General features: G+C 47.6%; 15 protein-coding genes and 1 other annotated feature. Of the genes, 4 read left to right on the top strand and 11 right to left on the bottom strand.

What is annotated here, in order from left to right:
- Positions 1 to 61 precede the first annotated feature (61 nt).
- The 9 genes from pdxR to C558_RS0106220 form a co-directional block, all read right to left on the bottom strand.
- A complete protein-coding gene (pdxR, locus tag C558_RS0106180) occupies positions 62 to 1,498 on the bottom strand; it encodes a MocR-like pyridoxine biosynthesis transcription factor PdxR (RefSeq protein ID WP_018755377.1) in 1,437 nt (478 codons plus the stop codon).
- Between the two features lie 327 nt (positions 1,499 to 1,825).
- Positions 1,826 to 2,470 carry a methylthioribulose 1-phosphate dehydratase gene (locus C558_RS0106185; protein ID WP_018755378.1) on the bottom strand — a complete coding sequence of 215 codons (645 nt, stop codon included), beginning with the start codon at positions 2,468 to 2,470 and terminating at the stop codon, positions 1,826 to 1,828.
- Complete coding sequence (locus C558_RS0106190; RefSeq protein ID WP_018755379.1) at positions 2,467 to 3,153, bottom strand: 2-hydroxy-3-keto-5-methylthiopentenyl-1-phosphate phosphatase; 687 nt, start codon at positions 3,151 to 3,153, stop codon at positions 2,467 to 2,469. Before C558_RS0106190 ends, C558_RS0106185 begins: the two co-directional genes overlap by 4 nt.
- Positions 3,150 to 4,367 carry a 2,3-diketo-5-methylthiopentyl-1-phosphate enolase gene (locus tag C558_RS0106195; protein ID WP_018755380.1) on the bottom strand — a complete coding sequence of 406 codons (1,218 nt, stop codon included), beginning with the start codon at positions 4,365 to 4,367 and terminating at the stop codon, positions 3,150 to 3,152. The genes C558_RS0106190 and C558_RS0106195 overlap by 4 nt, the downstream gene beginning before the upstream one ends.
- A gap of 4 nt (positions 4,368 to 4,371) precedes the next feature.
- Positions 4,372 to 5,220 (bottom strand): pyrroline-5-carboxylate reductase, encoded by an 849-nt coding sequence (gene proC / locus C558_RS0106200; protein WP_018755381.1) that lies wholly within the window; start codon positions 5,218 to 5,220, stop codon positions 4,372 to 4,374.
- Between the two features lie 57 nt (positions 5,221 to 5,277).
- Positions 5,278 to 6,525, bottom strand: coding sequence for a glutamate-5-semialdehyde dehydrogenase (locus tag C558_RS0106205; protein WP_018755382.1), 1,248 nt, complete (start codon positions 6,523 to 6,525; stop codon positions 5,278 to 5,280).
- Between the two features lie 32 nt (positions 6,526 to 6,557).
- Positions 6,558 to 7,655, bottom strand: coding sequence for a glutamate 5-kinase (gene proB, locus C558_RS0106210; protein WP_018755383.1), 1,098 nt, complete (start codon positions 7,653 to 7,655; stop codon positions 6,558 to 6,560).
- 209 nt (positions 7,656 to 7,864) lie between these two features.
- Positions 7,865 to 8,078 (bottom strand) — a binding site (T-box leader).
- A 60-nt stretch (positions 8,079 to 8,138) separates the two neighbouring features.
- Complete coding sequence (locus tag C558_RS0106215; protein ID WP_018755384.1) at positions 8,139 to 9,362, bottom strand: pyridoxal phosphate-dependent aminotransferase; 1,224 nt, start codon at positions 9,360 to 9,362, stop codon at positions 8,139 to 8,141.
- Between the two features lie 99 nt (positions 9,363 to 9,461).
- Entirely contained in the window at positions 9,462 to 9,926 is a 465-nt protein-coding gene (locus C558_RS0106220) for a hypothetical protein (RefSeq protein WP_018755385.1), read from the bottom strand.
- 145 nt (positions 9,927 to 10,071) lie between these two features.
- Here C558_RS0106220 and C558_RS0106225 point away from each other — a divergent pair, with 145 nt between their 5' ends.
- The gene (locus C558_RS0106225; RefSeq protein ID WP_018755386.1) at positions 10,072 to 10,869 is read left to right on the top strand and encodes a carbon-nitrogen family hydrolase; all 798 of its coding nucleotides are present in this window, start codon (positions 10,072 to 10,074) and stop codon (positions 10,867 to 10,869) included.
- Between the two features lie 61 nt (positions 10,870 to 10,930).
- Here the strand turns inward: C558_RS0106225 and C558_RS33625 are convergent, their stop codons facing one another.
- Complete coding sequence (locus C558_RS33625) at positions 10,931 to 12,271, bottom strand: SEC-C metal-binding domain-containing protein (RefSeq protein ID WP_018755387.1); 1,341 nt, start codon at positions 12,269 to 12,271, stop codon at positions 10,931 to 10,933.
- A gap of 104 nt (positions 12,272 to 12,375) precedes the next feature.
- Between C558_RS33625 and C558_RS30505 the strand changes: the two genes are divergently transcribed.
- On the top strand, positions 12,376 to 14,268 hold the full coding sequence (locus C558_RS30505) for a glycoside hydrolase family 3 protein (protein ID WP_018755388.1): 1,893 nt from the start codon (positions 12,376 to 12,378) through the stop codon (positions 14,266 to 14,268).
- On the opposite strand, the gene C558_RS0106240 is transcribed toward C558_RS30505, so the two are convergent.
- Positions 14,256 to 15,176 (bottom strand): LysR family transcriptional regulator, encoded by a 921-nt coding sequence (locus C558_RS0106240; RefSeq protein ID WP_018755389.1) that lies wholly within the window; start codon positions 15,174 to 15,176, stop codon positions 14,256 to 14,258. The genes C558_RS30505 and C558_RS0106240 overlap by 13 nt on opposite strands.
- Positions 15,177 to 15,607: 431 nt before the next feature.
- Between C558_RS0106240 and leuC the strand changes: the two genes are divergently transcribed.
- Both leuC and leuD read left to right on the top strand, forming a co-directional pair.
- Positions 15,608 to 17,029 carry a 3-isopropylmalate dehydratase large subunit gene (gene leuC, locus C558_RS0106245; RefSeq protein ID WP_026263756.1) on the top strand — a complete coding sequence of 474 codons (1,422 nt, stop codon included), beginning with the start codon at positions 15,608 to 15,610 and terminating at the stop codon, positions 17,027 to 17,029.
- A 43-nt stretch (positions 17,030 to 17,072) separates the two neighbouring features.
- Positions 17,073 to 17,666, top strand: a complete 594-nt coding sequence (gene leuD, locus C558_RS0106250; RefSeq protein WP_018755391.1) for a 3-isopropylmalate dehydratase small subunit — start codon at positions 17,073 to 17,075, stop codon at positions 17,664 to 17,666.
- Positions 17,667 to 17,700 lie beyond the last annotated feature (34 nt).

Raw genomic sequence — 17,700 nt, forward strand, 5'->3', positions numbered from 1 at the left:
GAATAAAAAAGGTGAATGAAGCACTTGTACTTAGCGACAAGCTCTCATTCACCTTTTTCATTTAGCCAAGAACACTGCGAAGTGCCGCAGCAAACTTGGATATTCCTTGCACAATATCTTCCGTATGTGGTCTTGCATAAGTGAACCGAACATACCCTGAATCGGATCCGTAGACGCTGCCGGGTACGAAGATGATACCTTGTCGAATGGCTTCCTCCAACAATCGATGATCATTCACTTTGGGGATGATTTTGCACCACAGATGTAAGCCCCCTTGAGGAATAGAGAATTGGACAAGGTCTGGCAGCTCCTTCTGAAGTGCTTCGATTAATAAATCCCGCTTATACATGAGATTCATCCGCAATCGTTCCAGATGGGGCTGGAATAACGGAGAATTCAAGAACTGCGCAGCAACCTTCTGAGGAACAACACTGAGTCCGTAATCCATCTGCTGCCTAGCATCGGCGAGCCGCTCAACAACCGAATGCGGAGCAACCATCCATCCCACGCGTAACCCGGAAGCTGCGATTTTGGAGAACGAGCCAATGTACAGTACGGAACCGACGGTGTCCATCGATTTAAGCGGCATCGGGGGCACGCCGTCATAGGCTGTCAAGCTGAACGGATCATCCTCTACGACGGGCAGTCCGAGTTCACTTGCTACATTGAGCAGTTCGATTTTACGTTCTTGAGCCAGTCGAACACCTGTGGGATTCTGAAAGTTCGGATTTAGGAACACCATTTTAATCCGATGCTTCTTATAGAGCGCACGAACATCTTCAGGCCGGGCTCCATGTTGATCTACAGGAAGTCGGAACAACCGAAGACCTGCCGATTGGAACATCGGTAACGAATAGTTATATGATGGATCTTCAATCGCAACGGCATCCCCTGGGGTGAGCAGACATTGTGTGATCAAATACAAGGATTGCTGGGATCCGGATGTAATGAGGATGGAAGATTCTGCCGTCTGAATACCCCGATATCGACTTAGATAACTGACGAGTGCTTCTCGCAGGGGAATGAAGCCTTGCGGGTTGTTATATCCGAGATATTCGGTATGGTGGTTCTCAGCCATGAGCATATTGATTTCTGTAACGGGTGAAATATCTGCTCCCAACTCGCCACTAGCAAAATCAATCAATGAGTTGTCCTGTTGAAGTGCTTCCCGGATGCGGCGCAAGAAAGGTAAATTAGGCAAAAAATTGCCGCCTTCCACATACCGATGCCAGTTCGGGGTATGCTTTGGCGTTGCTTTCCATTTATATTTACTAACCCTCGTACCGCTACCCGTACGACTCTCGATGATTCCGAGGGCACGAAGCTCCGCATAAGCAAGAATAACCGTGCTTCGGTTCACTCCCAATTGCTCGGCTAATTTGCGTTCGGAAGGAAGCAGGCTGCCTGGTGGGAACTCCCCGTAAGATATTCTTCGTTCGATTTCATCGGCAATTTGTTGATAGATAGGAAGGCTGTTGTAACGATCGGGCTTCCACATGATTGCTCCTCCTAGCCTTGTGTTATGTGTGATGATTGTCACGAAATCATTCTCATCATAACATTCGGCAAGTGAAAAACGTGCTTTACTTTTCATCAAAAGCATGTCGAATATATAGCAATCTCATGAACATGGATGGTGTTTCGATGGATGAATTGGAGGGTCTCGATCAGCCAATTCATCGTCGGTATAGTGTGAGCGATATGGAATGAAATTACCCGGTGCATGGAAGGTTGGAAGGCTAGGGATTTGATTTTGAGGATTGAAGAGAAAATAGAAGAGGGCTGATCGCCCCCTCCTATTTGTGCTGTTATGGATTTGGTCTTCTTAACGCTTAAGTAGCTCTGAGCGGTAGACGTATTCGAATAGGAATTCGAACGCTTCGAGGTGACGTTTCGCTTCGAATGCATTGGCACCCCAGGCGTAGATGCCGTGATTACGTAAGATGATACCAGGAATTTGTGGATTGAGCTTCTCTGTCACATGAGGGACAATGCTTGGAATATGCGCGAAATTCGGCACAATTGGAATCTCAATCTCCGCATCTTCTGTCCAGATATTGAAGGCTTTGATCAATTCAACGCCTTTCACAGGGATGGATCCGCGTTCATGGAACAACTCCGAGACCAAGTTATTGAATACCGTGTGTACGTGGAAAATCGCACCGCAGCCTGTCATTCGATAGATTTCACAATGAATGAGTGTCTCAGCGCTTGGCTTAAGGCTAGTGGCTTCAGCAGGTTTGCCTTCAGCATCCACGAATAAGAAGTCTTCCGGCGTATTCACGGATTTATCTTTGCCGCTCGCGGTAATCGCAAAATGGAAATCATCCGGTGTATGCTCACCGACACGAATGGATAAGTTGCCGCTTGTGCCAGGGAACCAATTTCTTGCTGCGAACTGGGTCTTAATCTCACGCAGCTCATGCAAGGCGCGCTGCTTCTGTTCTAATGGGATCTTTGCAAATGTCATGATGATGCTGCACCAACTTTCATCGCTTCCATATGACGGATAATGTCAAAGAAATCGTTATAAGGTACATGTGCTAACCCAAGCTGCTCACATTTCGTCGTGAGGTGAGAGCGGGAGTAGACATGTTCAACCAATTTTGCTCCAGCAAAATCGGTAATGCTATCGCCAATAATATATCGATCATACTCGCTATTGGAGTAGGAACGAATAATCTTCGTCTTGCACATGCCGCAATCATTGTCGCAAACATCATCACAAGCATTAGGCCATAGAATTTCGATATGCGAGCCGGAGAAATCACTGGTATTGCAGAAGATGCGTTCCTTTGGAATATCGAAGCGCTCCAAGATCGGATAGATGAAGAAGTCAATTCCACCGCTTGTGACATAGAATTCGATTTGCTGCTCCTTGCAGAACGTAAGAAATTCAGCGAAGCCAGGACGGATTTGAACTTGGTCGATGGCGAAGCGGGTAATTTCTTCACGTTGTGAAGTGGGCAGCAATCGGAACATCTCGCCGACGCCGACGCGAACCGATTTACGCTCCGCGATGACATCGTCCACAATGGATTTCCAACCGGGTGGATCGAAATGTTGGATGATCGCAACGATATTATCATTGATTGTTATTGTACCGTCGAAATCACAGAAGACGATAGGTTGCTTGGATCCGTTCTGTATCATGATCTAACCCCCCAGATGTCAATCGCAGCATGGAGTTCAGGATGGGTTACGGCATACTCTTGCAACGAAATGCCCTGCAATGTCGCATCAATCGCTTGATTGAAGGCGCGTCCGCCAGCTGCAGCTCCTTGTGGATGACCGTGAACGCCACCACCAGCATTGACCACCACTTCACGTCCGAAATCACGCAGAATTAGGGGGACAAGTCCCGGGTGAATGCCCGCGGAGGGTACAGGCATTGTTGTGCGGAGTGATAACTTATCACTTCGCAGCGCATCTCGAATGCCCATATTCTCTTCTTTTGGCATGACGACAGAGCCATACGGTGAAGGGAAGAGGGATAGATCGGCTCCGGCGATACGCATCAGCTTACCGAGTAAGAGTGGAGCGGCAATCCCGTAATGCTGAGATGGATAGAATGCTCCAGCCAGCGCTGGATGCGCGGCGATGGGAATGTTAATCGACGAATCCGAACTTAACTCATGCAGGACGTCGAACCCATAGGACAACACATTGAATAATAGCGCATTTGCGCCTGCATCAATGGCTTTGCGCGCTTGAACCGCGAGCTTCGAAGTGGGCCCCGTTAAATTTACAGCATAGAGCAATTTCTTGCCTGTCTGTTGTTCAGCTTGCTTCGCTGCGTCCATACAGACTTGCACGCGCCGCTCAATTGGCGTTAGAGGGTTCTCGAATAGAATCTCGTCATCTTTGATGAGATCGACACCGCCAAGCGCCTGCTGATAGAACTGCTCCCGTAAGCCATCGAGATCATGGCCGATCACGGATTTGAAGATGCTCATGAGCAGAGGACGGTCATGAACGCCGAGTAGGCTGCGAATACCTTCGATCCCGAATTTCGGACCTGGGAAAGCGGACAAGAAATCTTCTGAGAGATCCAAATCCATCAATTTGATCTTGCCGTCCATCGACAGCTTGCCGAATACGGTAACCAATAACGCAGGGATATCGCGACTGAAGTTGACGTCAGGATAAGCAATTTGGATATCCGCATATCGCTCGTTACTTTCCATTGCAGGATGTTCTGTCACTTGGACCACTTGCCCCAAATGACGCTCCATTTCCTTTTTCTTCGCTTCAGGCAGCTCTGTCCAGCTTCCGACCGTTAATCCGACTGCGATGGATACAGCTTTCTTATGGAAATCTGCTTTATCGTCATAGCAGCGGTAGGTAGCGATGCATGTGTGTCTCATTTCCTTATTTCCTCCCGATCAGAGCGCCCATCTCACCTGCACGATCCGCAGCGCGGTGTATGGCAGATATTAATGCTTCGGTGAAATGGAACGACTGTAGTGTTTCAATAGCTGCCTGCGTAGTTCCTCCCGGGGAAGTCACTTTTCGTCTGAGTTCAGCTGGGTCTTCACCTGTTGATTGTACCATATGTGCAGCGCCAATCAGCGTTTGTATGGTTAAATTTCTAGCTTGTTCGGTCGAGAGTCCGCCTTGTATTCCGGCTTCGATCATCGATTCGATGAGATAATAGACGTAAGCAGGACCGCTGCCAGAAACACCCGTCACGATATCCATCTGCTTCTCCTCAACAATGCTGACGACGCCGATGGCTTCGAACATATTTAACGCGATCTGTTGTTGGATCGCATTCACGCTTGCTGAGAAGCACATGCCCGTTGCTCCAAGCCCAATCGTACTTGACGTATTCGGCATCGTACGCACGATTGGATTGTGAGACTCGAGCAGCTCCTGCATGGTTCCGATCGATAATCCAGCAATGACCGAAATGATAAGCTGTTGCGGATTTACGAGTGGGCGTATCTCCATTAACGCCTCGGCTGCATCTTTAGGTTTCATAGCTAGTACGATGATCGATGCTTCGCGTAGAGCTTGCTCTTTTGCCGCGGGTTCATTCGTCGTCTGCACGTGATAACGCGCTTCAAGCTCATGAAGACGTGCTTGGTTCTGCCGATTGAGCAGCGTCATTTGCTCTGGGGCAGCGATATTTTTATCGAGTAAGCCTCGAACGATTGCTTCCGCAATCGAACCTGCACCATAGAAGCAGATTTGCTGTCCTGCGATGGATGATTTCATAGCTACTTCACCTGATTCTTCTCAAAATAGTAGTTTCGATTACAACATAACTTGATATTATTGTCGGATCTGGCCCGTGCCGTAAATCCGATATTTCGTCGACGTCAACGCAGGGAGGCCCATCGGACCGCGCGCATGTAGTTTCTGGGTACTAATGCCGATCTCGGCACCGAAGCCGAATTCGTAACCATCCGTGAATCGTGTGGAAGCATTATGGTAGACCGCAGCAGCATCAACTTCTTGCAAGAAACGTTCTGCATGTGCTGCATTCTCCGTCACGATACATTCGGAATGCATGGTTCCAAATTGACGAATATGCTCCAATGCTTCGTCGAGATCGTTCACTACTTTAATGTTCAAAATATAATCGTTATATTCGGTCGCATAGTCTTGCGCTGTAGCGTTCTGATCGAGCTGGATATAACGCGCTGTACGCTCACAGCCACGTAATTCAACATTGTTGCTGCGCAATTGATCAGCGATCGTACCCAAATGAGCTCCAGCGAAATCTTCATGAACGAGTAGGGTTTCCATCGAGTTACAGACGGAAGGACGTTGGACTTTTGCGTTGATCACAATCGGCGCGGCCATATCAAGCTTCGCCGTTGCGTCTAGATACGTATGGCAGATACCTGCGCCAGTCTCGATCACAGGAACGGTCGCGTTCTGGACAACATTTTGAATCAAGGAGGCGCCGCCGCGAGGAATGACGACATCAAGCAGTCCGTTCAGCTTCAGCATTTCATCAACGGATGCGCGATTTGTATCTTCAATCAATTGAAGGGCTGCTACTGGGATGGCTGAATTCGCAAGAGCTTGCTGCAACACCTCGACGATGCGTTTGTTGGAGCTGATCGCAGATGAACCACCGCGCAGAACGACGGCATTTCCCGTCTTAAGACAGAGGCCTGCTGCATCGACCGTTACATTGGGACGCGCTTCGTAGATGATCCCGATCACGCCAAGCGGAACTCGAATTTTCTCAATCTTCAGTCCATTGGGTCTCTCGATATGCTCGAGTTCATCACCGATGGGATCCGGCAGTTCTACAATTTGACGTAACCCTTCCGCCATCCCCGCAATTCGGGATTCATTCAATGCGAGTCGGTCAAGTAGCGAAGAGCTGGTCCCATTCGCACGACCACGCTCTAAATCTTCTTGGTTCGCTGCAATAATCGAATGCTGCTTCTCGACTAGTGCGTCTGCCATTTTCATCAAAGCATCATTTTTCTCCGCTGCAGTCAAACGATTAAGTGTAACTAGCGTTCCTTTCGCTAACGACGATTTCTCCCGAACTTCACTCATATTTTTCAGCCTCCCTAATGGTTTATCCTAGTTCATTTCAATGAAATCCATTCATCTCGGTGGATCACTTCAATGCGAGGAACCTCGATACGTTTCTGTACTTCATCGGTGCTCAGCCCTGCGACGTTCCGCATTTGGTCGGCTGAATAATTGACGACCCCGCGCCCCACCAATTGGCTATGGAGATTATATACTTCGATCACATCACCCGCATGAAAGTCGCCATCCACTTCTCGCACACCCACGGGGAGCAGGCTTTTGCCTCCAGCTAACAGGGCTTGTTCGGCGCCTGCATCTACACAGACTCTTCCGCTCGGTGTGGAATGGAAGCCTAGCCACTGTTTCTTCGTGGAGAGCGAATGGAGCTTTGTATCGAAATACGTTCCACGTCCGTGTCCCTGCGAAGCCATATCGAGGTCACCCGGCTCAAGAACACGACCTACAAATGCCGGCACACCGCCACGCATCGCGATACGCGCTGCTTCAACCTTGGAGCGCATGCCGCCCGTACCTACGAGAGATCCAGAGCCACCGGCACCTGCGATAATATCCTCGTTGATCTCTTGAACACGCTCGATGCGCACTGCATCGGGGTTGTTTCGAGGGTCAGCGGTATATAGACCATCTGTATCCGTAATGATTATGAGTCCTGTTGCTCGAACGAGGTTCGCAACCAAGGCTGATAATGTATCGTTGTCGCCGAACTTCAGCTCATCCACGGAGACGGTGTCATTCTCATTAATGATCGGGATGATCCCTTGCTTCAATAACTCTTCAACCGTCATTTGAGCATTCTGGATACGTTGCCGATTACTAAAGTCCGATCGGGTTAGTAGAATTTGAGCTGCACCGATCTGCTGCGCACCAAATGCTTCCTGGTATGCACGCATTAGCAGTGCTTGCCCGACAGCGGCAGCAGCTTGCTTCTCATGCAGCAACTTGGGCCGTGTTGTATATCCGATTTGTCGAAACCCTGCGGCCACGGCACCTGAGGTAACGAGTAAGACCTGAGCACCTGAAGCATGGAGCGCTGCTAGCTCGCTGGCGAAGAAGTCGACTTTTGAGCGATTCAGGCCACCCTCGTCAGAGGTGAGGGAGCTGCTGCCAATCTTCACTACAATACGCTGCATTTCATCACATCCTTATTCATTTGAAAATCATTGCATATGAGAAAAACCTCTACCGAGGTCGATTCAAAGATGAGCGACCTACAAGTTTTGCTTGCAAAACTCGCTTCGGAAGCAGGTGGTTTTTATCGCCAATAGGAAAGTCATTATACGCTTCAACGCTTTAATAAACTTTCCTATGTGGTGACAAAAAAAGCCTTCGTCCTTTAAACCTAAAGGACGAAAGCTTCTGCTTCCGCGGTACCACCTTAATTGATGAATTGCTCATCCAACTTGAACGCCTTGTAACAGAAGGCACTGTTCAGCTTTTCAGCCGACCGTTCGAGGATAGGGTTCTGAAAGCGTGGGCGGCAAGCTCTTACAGCCGATGAAGCTTGCTCTCTTATCGTCACGTCTCTTTCATACTGGTCCTGTCAATACGTTTAGATCTTCATTTCCTAATAGGATACATGGAAAATTGAGGTTTGTAAAGGGACGAATTCGGCGCTAAAAAAGGCCAAGTCGACCGATCCGTTCCACCGCTTCTTCAAGTCGAGATTCTGATGCCAAAAGACCAACGCGGACATAACCTTCGCCATGTTCACCGAAACCAATGCCAGGTGCGACGACGACATGCGCTTGTTCGAGCAGCAGGTCAGCGAATGAACTAGATGTAAATCCTTCAGGAACCGGCAGCCAGCAGAAGAAGGATGCAGGCGTACGCACGGCTCTCCAGCCAATACGATCTAGCGCATCGTAAAGTGCATTCCGACGGTTTTCATACGTTGCGACAAGCTCTTCCACACAAGTCTGAGGAGCAATAAGGGCCGTCGCTGCGGCCGCTTGAATGCCACCGAAGAGACTCACATAATAATGGTCCTGCATGAGATTAATTAGCTTGATGACTTCCGAATTGCCAAGTGCAAAGCCAACGCGCCATCCTGCCATATTATACGTTTTGGATAGTGTATAGAATTCGACGCCGACTTCCTTGGAACCCGGTAATTCTAGGAAGCTCTTAGGTTTTTTGCCGTCGAAACCGATCGCGCCATAGGCGAAATCACTCGCTACAACGATATTGTGCTGGCGAGCGAATTCGATGGTCTTCGTATAGAATGCTTCATCTGCGATGGCTCCGGTAGGATTGTTCGGATAATTTAAAAACATCAATTTGGCTTTTTCCAGCGATTCTGCAGGGATTGCACTGAAATCCGGAAGAAATTGATTTTGCGCAACGAGCGGCATGAATACCATTTCAGCACCTGCTAGTGCAACACCGGACCAATAATCAGGGTATCCCGGATCAGGAACGAGACACACATCACCGGGATTGAGAAGAATTTGACTGATCTCGACAAGGCCTGTTTTGCCGCCGAATAGAATGGCAACCTCCGTCTCCGGGTCGAGCTCGACACCGTAATCTTCACGGTATCTTGTTGCTATGGCTTCCTTCAAGAAGCTGTATCCGCTAAATGGCGGGTATTTATGATACATCGGATTTGCAGCAGCTTCCTGCAAGGCCGATACAATGTGGGTAGGTGTAGGCTGATCAGGATTTCCTTGTCCTAAATTAATGACATCATGGCCTTCTGCTGCTTTCGCATTCGCGCGTTTCACGAGATTCGCGAAGAACTGAGCGGGCAGTCCTTGCATTCGCTTCGCGGGTTCAATGTGGACCGATGCTGCGTTATCGCGTCTATCCGGTTGCTCGCTTTTCTCTGTCGTTAACATGTCTTACTTCACTCCATATCCTTCGAGATGTACAATACACCTAATTTAGCACGATTTACCTAAGGTGTATAGAGTGAGGGACAAGCGTGAGACGCGGCATTACTGGGCTTTATCGACCATGGTAATGAACGGCTTCACATCTGCACTGAACGTGAGCAAGAAAGGTTTGCGTTCTTTATTAAAGACGAGGATAAGCGGATCTTTGGTTGGGCAATAGATCAAGAATATTTCGCTCACAACAAACGTAAGTCCTTTGAACTCTTTGGTGATTTCTTCCTTCAGCGGCACTTTGTAAATGGATCCGCATTTGTCATCCAAGCTGAGCTGAGTCGATAATCCTGTTGCGGAATTCAGCCAAGACAGTGCTTCCTTCTGAAAGGCGTCATTGTTCGGAACAACCTTGATAATTTTCTCTGATTTCAACTCGAACTGCTGGACGGGCTGTAACTCATTGGGCTGAGCGATCGTTGCGGCAGCGTAGGATGGAGGCATGAACATCCCCATGCCTAACGCCATCAATAAGAAGCATAGAGCTAATGATTTGTACCACGGATTTCGTATCATTACATAGTCTCCTTTAGTCAGGTTTACAAGCTTCGGTTCTATAGTACCCATCTTGACAGTGAACCATCACACGTTATGATTATTACAAAGCATATTGGCATTTTTTATAAGGAGTTCGTATGGAACTAAGGGAAGGACGAGATCAATGAGCGAGCAAAAATGGAAGTTGTCCGTTCTGCAAATGGATGTTGCGATTGGGCAGCCAGATGAGAATTATAAGAAGGTGGAGCAGCTATTACAACAAGCAGTTCAGACAGATGTGAAGCCGGATTGCATTCTATTACCTGAAATGTGGAATACAGGGTATGCCCTTGAGCAAATTCATGAGCTTGCGGATGTCCATGGGGAACGTACCAAGGCGTTAATTTCTTCATTCTGTAAGGAGCATGAAGTGCATGTGATCGCGGGTTCCATCGCAGAACGTCGTGGTGATCAGATTTACAACACGATCTATGTTTTTGACCGCGCTGGCGAAGTGGTGGCGGATTACTCCAAAATTCATTTGTTCCGTTTGATGGATGAAGAGAAGTATCTAGCGGAGGGTAATCATATCGGCACGTTCGAAGCTGAAGGCGTGCAGGCTGGGATGATGATTTGTTATGATATTCGATTCCCGGAACTAGCACGGAAATTAGCTTTATCAGGTGTGAAAATATTGTTCGTGCCTGCTGAGTGGCCTAACCCGCGTCTGCATCATTGGCGTACCTTACTTACAGCGCGTGCCATTGAGAATCAAATGTACGTTGTATCCTGCAATCGTGTCGGTACGAGTGGTACAACGGAGTTTTTCGGTCATTCGATGATCATCGATCCGTGGGGCGAGGTATTAGTGGAAGGGCAAGGTCATGAAGAGATCCTTACAGCGACGATTAATTTGTCCTTAGTTGATGAAGTACGTGGCAGAATTCCTGTGTTCGAAGACCGCAGGCCGCAGCATTATTAGAATCGTATTGTTCCACACCAAAAAAGCTGCAATCCGCTCGCGGATTGCAGCTTTATCTTTATCATTGTTGCTTAACCCAAGCGTTAAGCGCATCATGCTGCTGCCAGAGGTGCATATGTGATTGCACATATTGTACCATTTCATTTTTGAAGGCAGGCATTTTCTTCGATTGCAGTAAATATTCAGATACGATTGGATGAGCTTGAACTGCCTCAGTCCACAGCGCAGTAAGCTGCGGTGTAATGCCATTCGCTAAATATTCGACGAGTACACGATTATAGACGAACGCAACCGATTTGTCCGAAGCGTAGGTCTCAATGAGATGTGTTGCGGATTTCAATTGATTCATTTCGATAAAAGCTGTAATTAAAGGATTATGCACATGCAGATGATCTGTTGGATCAAGTCTGATAATTTCTTCGTTATGCAGAATTGCTTCTTTCATACGTCCAAGCTCCATGCACTTGCGAGCGAATCCTGCTTTGGAACGAAGGTATGGGCGAATTCGAACACTGCCCCATGCTTGTCCCTTGTTCTGTTCAATAAATGATGCGCCTAGTGCACTAACGCCAACGCGCATTCCTTCTTCATAATATCCGATAGCTTCCTCAGGTGTTGTCACAGCGCTCTCTGCAAGAATGTTGTATGCATCGCAACTATTCGCATCGAGCTCGAGCGCCTGCTTCGCAAGCTCCGTACGACGAACAGGTGAAGGCTCTTCCCAAGCTTCGTAGAGCAATTCTTGTGCTTCCTCAGCAACAGTTTCCGTCTTCATGCCTTGAGTTATCTTCCCTTGATTGATAAGCTGTAGCATATAGTCTTTGGCTTCATCAATCGAAGCGAATTTCTGCTCTGCAAGAAGCTTTTCGATATGATGCATTTTGGATTCCGTTAGCATATGTCGAAGTTGTGGAATGCGTTGATCTAACGGATCATAGCACGGATGCTCATTCATATATTCGCGAATTTGCTGAACGCGTTGGGACACGGTTCCTGGGGATATACTATATTTCGTGCCAAGACTGGATTGAGTCACTTGCTCAAGACCATGCGTCTGGGCTACATAATATTCGATCGCCGCGGTTAACGTTTCTGCTTTCCGAATCGTCGGAGACGTCTGGGTTGCATAAGCGTGCCAGATATGAAGTGCTTCTGTAATTTGATCCCAGCTGTAGCTGACTTGCATATGCTCGACAATTTGCTCTGCGACCGTGTGGTAGGAAGGAGATTCTGCGAACCATTCTTCCACAAGAGCTTGAACGCTTTGTGCATTCTTATGCGCGACAGGGATAATAATCTTCGTATCCTGACTTTGCTCTTCACTCTTGTTCATACAACATTTTTTGTACTTCTTACCGCTGCCGCAATGGCAAGGGTCATTTCTTCCAACTTTATGAATCACGAGTACGAGTACCTCCTAGAAAAAAGGGCTAAAAGGAAATTATAGCATATATTCCGTTTTAAATAAATTCATATCGTTAAATCTTGTCGAAGGATGTGGGGAAATTGCGAAAAATAATGCTTATCATCGCGAGTGTCTGTCTTATTGTCGTCATCTCGGCTATGGTTTATGTACAAAAGCCCGCGTGGATATTCGGTCAGACGTCAGCACAACAGGCAACAAATATAAATAACTCAGGTCATTCAGGCAACCCTTCAGAGACGAAATCTGAGGAGCCATCTCATACTGAACCATCACCAGATCCCGCGGATCTTGAAATCCAAGCCCAGCTTACGTCCATGACGCTTGCTCAAAAAGCTGCTCAAATGATGATCGTCGATCTAGACACGTTAGAACGCGAAGCCGATCAGGCGGTGGGATCCCAACTTAGGAAGCAGCAATATGCCGGGGTGATCTTGTTCCAACGCAATCTGAAATCAGCTGAACAGACCGTAAAGCTGATCACGGATTTGAAATCCGCTTCGACGAAAGTGCCGATCTGGGTTGCCATTGATCAGGAAGGCGGTGTCGTGACACGTCTCCCATGGCTGCCGCGATTTGCCGGCAATATGGCGCTAGGAGCAACAGGGAATGCGGACTACGCGGAGCAGACGGGTAAATTGATCGGGGAGCAGATCGAGTCGTTCGGGTTTAATCTCAACTTCGCACCTTCATTAGATATAAATAATAATCCCGACAACCCGGTCATTGGCATTCGATCGTTCGGCTCGGAGCCTGAAGAAGTTGCCGAGATGGGGATTGCTATGGTGAAAGGTTTGCGAGAGGTGGGGATGCCTTCCGTCGTGAAGCATTTCCCAGGGCATGGCGATACTTCGATGGATTCCCATCTTGGACTGCCGTCCATTCCATATGATCGAAATCGTCTAGACCAAGTAGAGCTTGTTCCATTTCGTGAGGCAATGAATCAAGGTGTAGATATGATGATGACGGCGCATATTACATTCCCAAAGATTGAGAAGAAGACGGTTATATCGAAAAAAGACGGTGCAAAAGTTCACATTCCTGCGACATTATCGCATACGTTTCTAACCAAGATTCTTCGAGAAGAGCTTGGTTTTGAAGGCGTAATCGTAACTGATTCCTTAGAGATGCAAGCCATCTCATCGAATTTCGGTGAAAAGGAGGCCATATTGCAGGCGGTTCAGGCTGGGGTTGATTTGTTATTGATGCCACCGAATCCTGATGCCTCCGTCAAGTGGCTAACAGACGCGGTAAAGCAGGGTGTCATTACAGAGGATCGTATCAATGCCAGTGTGGCGCGAATCTTGAAATTGAAACAAAAGTACGGCTTGCTAGAAGCCCATAAGCCAGCCTCCTATGTTGATCAATTCCGCTTAGCTCAAAAAGCGATGCAAGACCAAGAAGCAAGACAGACAGAGCTTGCGATTGCGGAGCATGCTGCGACACTGCTCAAGAATCAAGATCATCTCTTGCCTTTCACAATCAATACAAACACCACATTGTACATTCTAGGTCCATCGGCTTTACTGCCAGAAATGCAGCGACAGTTTAGTGCGATTATTGCGAAGGAAGGACAGGCACGATTCAAGAAAATTGTAACCCTTCCTATCACAAGCGGATTAACAGCCGCACAGCAGCAGCAGATCGGAGCATCGGATTCGATCCTCCTTGTAACAAGGAATCTGAACACGGATAAGAAGCAGCGAGATGCGGTGCGCAAGGTATGGAATCAGCTTCGAAAAGCAAAGCAAAAAGCGGCCGTCCTCGCAGTCGGCGCGCCTTATGATATTCGATATATCCCTGATATTCCTGCATTCGTCGCTGTCTACGGGGATCGTGCAACGGCGAATCTACCCGCAGGTGTTCGTACATTGCTCGGATTGAATATGCCGACGGGTAAGCTACCCGTTCGAATTCCTGATCAAAGCGGTCAGACGTTGTTTGATGTAGGTTCAGGTCTATCTTATGAAGATTGAAATTGTTGTTGAATGGTCGTCTTGAACACTTCAATGAATGCTTCGGCGGCTTTGGAAAGATAACGTCCCCTCCGATAGGCAATAACGAGCGTTCGTTTGGGCGACGGATCTTCCAGTGGCAGATAGGTTGGGATGAACTCACTACGGCGCGCACGTGCGATGAAGTGAGGGACGAATGCAATGCCCATGCCGGCGGCGACCAGCGACTGTACCGTCTCCATATTGCTGCTCTCAAAGACGATACGCGGTGTAAATCCGGCCGCTTGGCATAATTCAATCGTAATCTGACGGAAGCCTTGCCCTTTCTTCAGGATGATGAATGGCTCGTCCTTCAGATCTTCGATGCGGATGAGCCGTTCCGGATTGCAATTGGAGAGAGCAGCAAGGATGTGGTTCGGCGGCACGGCCAGATCGATTTTTTCCTCAATAACAGGCTCGTATGCCAAAGACGGCTCTTGGAGAGGCAAGGATAGCAGAGAGAAGTCGGTCTGACCGTTGGCCGTCAATTTCTCCAAATCTGCGGATGTATCCTCGACAAGAACCATTTCGATATCGGGATATTTCTCCTGAAAGACGGGCAGTACATGCGGCAAAATATGAGAACCCGTGATCGGCATGCTTCCAACGACAACTTTTCCTGTTCGTATATTGGAGATATCCGCCATTTCTTGCTTCAATTGATCGACGGCATCGATAATTTTCTGTGCTTGATTGATAAACGCTGCACCGGCATGCGTTAGCTCGACGGAGTTGGTGTTCCTTTGAAATAAGAGGACACCGATTTCCTTCTCGAGCTTCGAGAGCTGTTGACTAAGGGAAGGCTGTGCGATATGAAGCTTCTCGGCAGCCCGGGAGAAATTTCGCTCTGCGGCGATTTGAATGGCATATTGTAATTGACGTAATTCCATTATGGGGTGAACCTCCTATTTGAGACAAATAATTACGTGTTCAAAAAGTCGGCATTTCAGCACCTGAAAGTTTTCGAAGAAAACTTACCTCGGAAGCATATGCTAAGATTGCGAGAACCTGAAGCCATGCTTCCGTAGCGAGTTTTTCTTCGAAAAACTTTAAGGAGGAACGGAGTTTAGGCGAAACCTAAATGAGTACCGGACTTCGAAGGTGAACGCAAGATTCGATGTCGATAATGCTTCTTGAATGACTTCGTGATCAAATGATGACTTTTTGAACTTCCTCTATAAGTAAAACCTATAGCACTTATAGTTATTATATACTGGAGCAATCGAAATGGAAATGCTATGATTCATTCAAAGAAAAGATTTGCGTACGGAAATCAGCAATAACCGCAAATCTATATGGTTTCGATTCGATGAAGAGGTGAATGATAATGGCGAAAAAAACGATGTTTGAGAAAATTTGGGAAAATCATGTGATTCATCAAGAGGAAGGCAAACCAAGTGTTTTGTATATTGATCTTCATTTGGTTCACGAAGTAACATCTCCACAAGCATTTGAAGGACTTCGCTTGTCCAATCGTAAAGTACGCCGTCCAGAGCTGACTTTTGCAACGATGGACCATAACGTACCAACGAAAGACCGTTTTAACATTACTGATCCCATCTCGAAGCAGCAAATCGATACATTATCGAAGAACTGCGCAGATTTCGACGTCACTTGCTTTGACTTGAACAGCTTGGATCAAGGGGTTGTTCACGTAATGGGTCCAGAACTTGGATTAACGCATCCAGGTAAAACGATCGTATGCGGCGACAGCCATACATCAACGCATGGCGCATTCGGCGCATTGGCATTCGGGATCGGTACGAGTGAAGTAGAACACGTACTTGCAACACAATGTCTACAACAAGCGAAAGCCAAAACGATGGAAGTTCGATTTGTCGGCAACCGTAAACCAGGTGTAACGGCAAAAGATATGATTCTTGGCGTTATCGCGAAATACGGTACAGACTTCGCAACAGGCTATGTTATCGAATACACAGGTGAAGCGATTCGTTCCTTGACGATGGAAGAACGTATGACGGTCTGCAACATGTCGATTGAAGCGGGTGCCAGAGCGGGTCTCATCGCACCGGATGAAGTAACATTCGAATATCTGCGCGGCCGTGAATACGCACCGCAAGGTGAAGCCTATGATCAAGCGGTAGCGGCTTGGAAACAGCTTGCATCCGATGATGGCGCAACGTATGACCTAGTTGTTGACTTCGATGTCGACAGCCTGATCCCTCAAGTGACTTGGGGAACAAGCCCAGGAATGGGTACAGATATTACGGCAACGGTACCGAATCCGAATGACTTCTCTTCCGAGAATGAACGTAAAGCAGCTGAGAAAGCTCTTGAATATATGGATCTGAAACCAGGAACACCTATTTCTGAGATCGGTATTGATTATGTCTTTATCGGCTCTTGCACAAATGGTCGGATTGAAGATTTGCGCGCAGCGGCAGAAATCGCTCGGGGTTACCAAGTATCGAGCCATGTAACTGCGATTGTCGTTCCAGGTTCTGGTCGTGTTAAGATTCAAGCCGAGAAGGAAGGTTTGGACAAAATCTTCACAGCAGCAGGATTTGAATGGCGTGATGCAGGATGCAGTATGTGTCTTGCGATGAATCCAGACGTATTACAACCTGGACAACGTTGTGCTTCGACTTCGAACCGTAACTTTGAAGGACGTCAAGGACGCGGTGGTCGTACGCACTTGGTATCTCCAGCGATGGCAGCAGCAGCGGCGATCAAAGGACATTTCGTCGATGTGCGTGATTGGGAACTAAAAGCAGCGAACTAATAGAATAGATTCGGAAGATGATGGACGAGAGGGGAAATAATCGATGGAACCATTTAAACAGCTAACAGGGATTGTCGGACCGGTCGATCGCGTAAACGTGGATACGGACGCTATTATTCCAAAACAATTTTTGAAACGTATTGAGCGCTCTGGCTTCGGTCAATTTCTATTCTATGAATGGAGATTCCATGAGAATGGCGATGTGAACGCAGCGTTTGAATTGAACAAACCGCGCTACGAGGGAGCTTCCGTTATGGTCTCTCGCGTGAACTTCGGCTGCGGATCATCCCGTGAACATGCACCGTGGGCAATCTTGGATTATGGCTTCCGCTGCGTAATCGCGCCGTCTTTCGCAGATATTTTCTACAACAACTGCTTCAAGAACGGGATTCTACCGATCAAATTGTCAGAAGAGCAGGTGGAAGATTTATTCAAGCGTACAGCGGAACACGAAGGTTACCAGCTATCGGTTGATCTTGAGAATAAGAAAATTACAGATGAGTTCGGTCTGGAAATTCAATTTGACTTGGATGAGCACCGCCGTCAATTCTTACTTCAAGGACTTGACGATATCGGTCTAACACTGCAGCACGAAGATAAAATCTCAGCTTACGAGCAAAAGCGTAATCTTGCATAAACGATCAATTTTTATCTATTGAATAGAAAGAGTT

Origin of the sequence: Paenibacillus terrigena DSM 21567 (genome assembly GCF_000374845.1) — a bacterium.
In the GTDB taxonomy this organism is placed as follows: Bacteria; Bacillota; Bacilli; order Paenibacillales; family Paenibacillaceae; genus Paenibacillus_K; species Paenibacillus_K terrigena.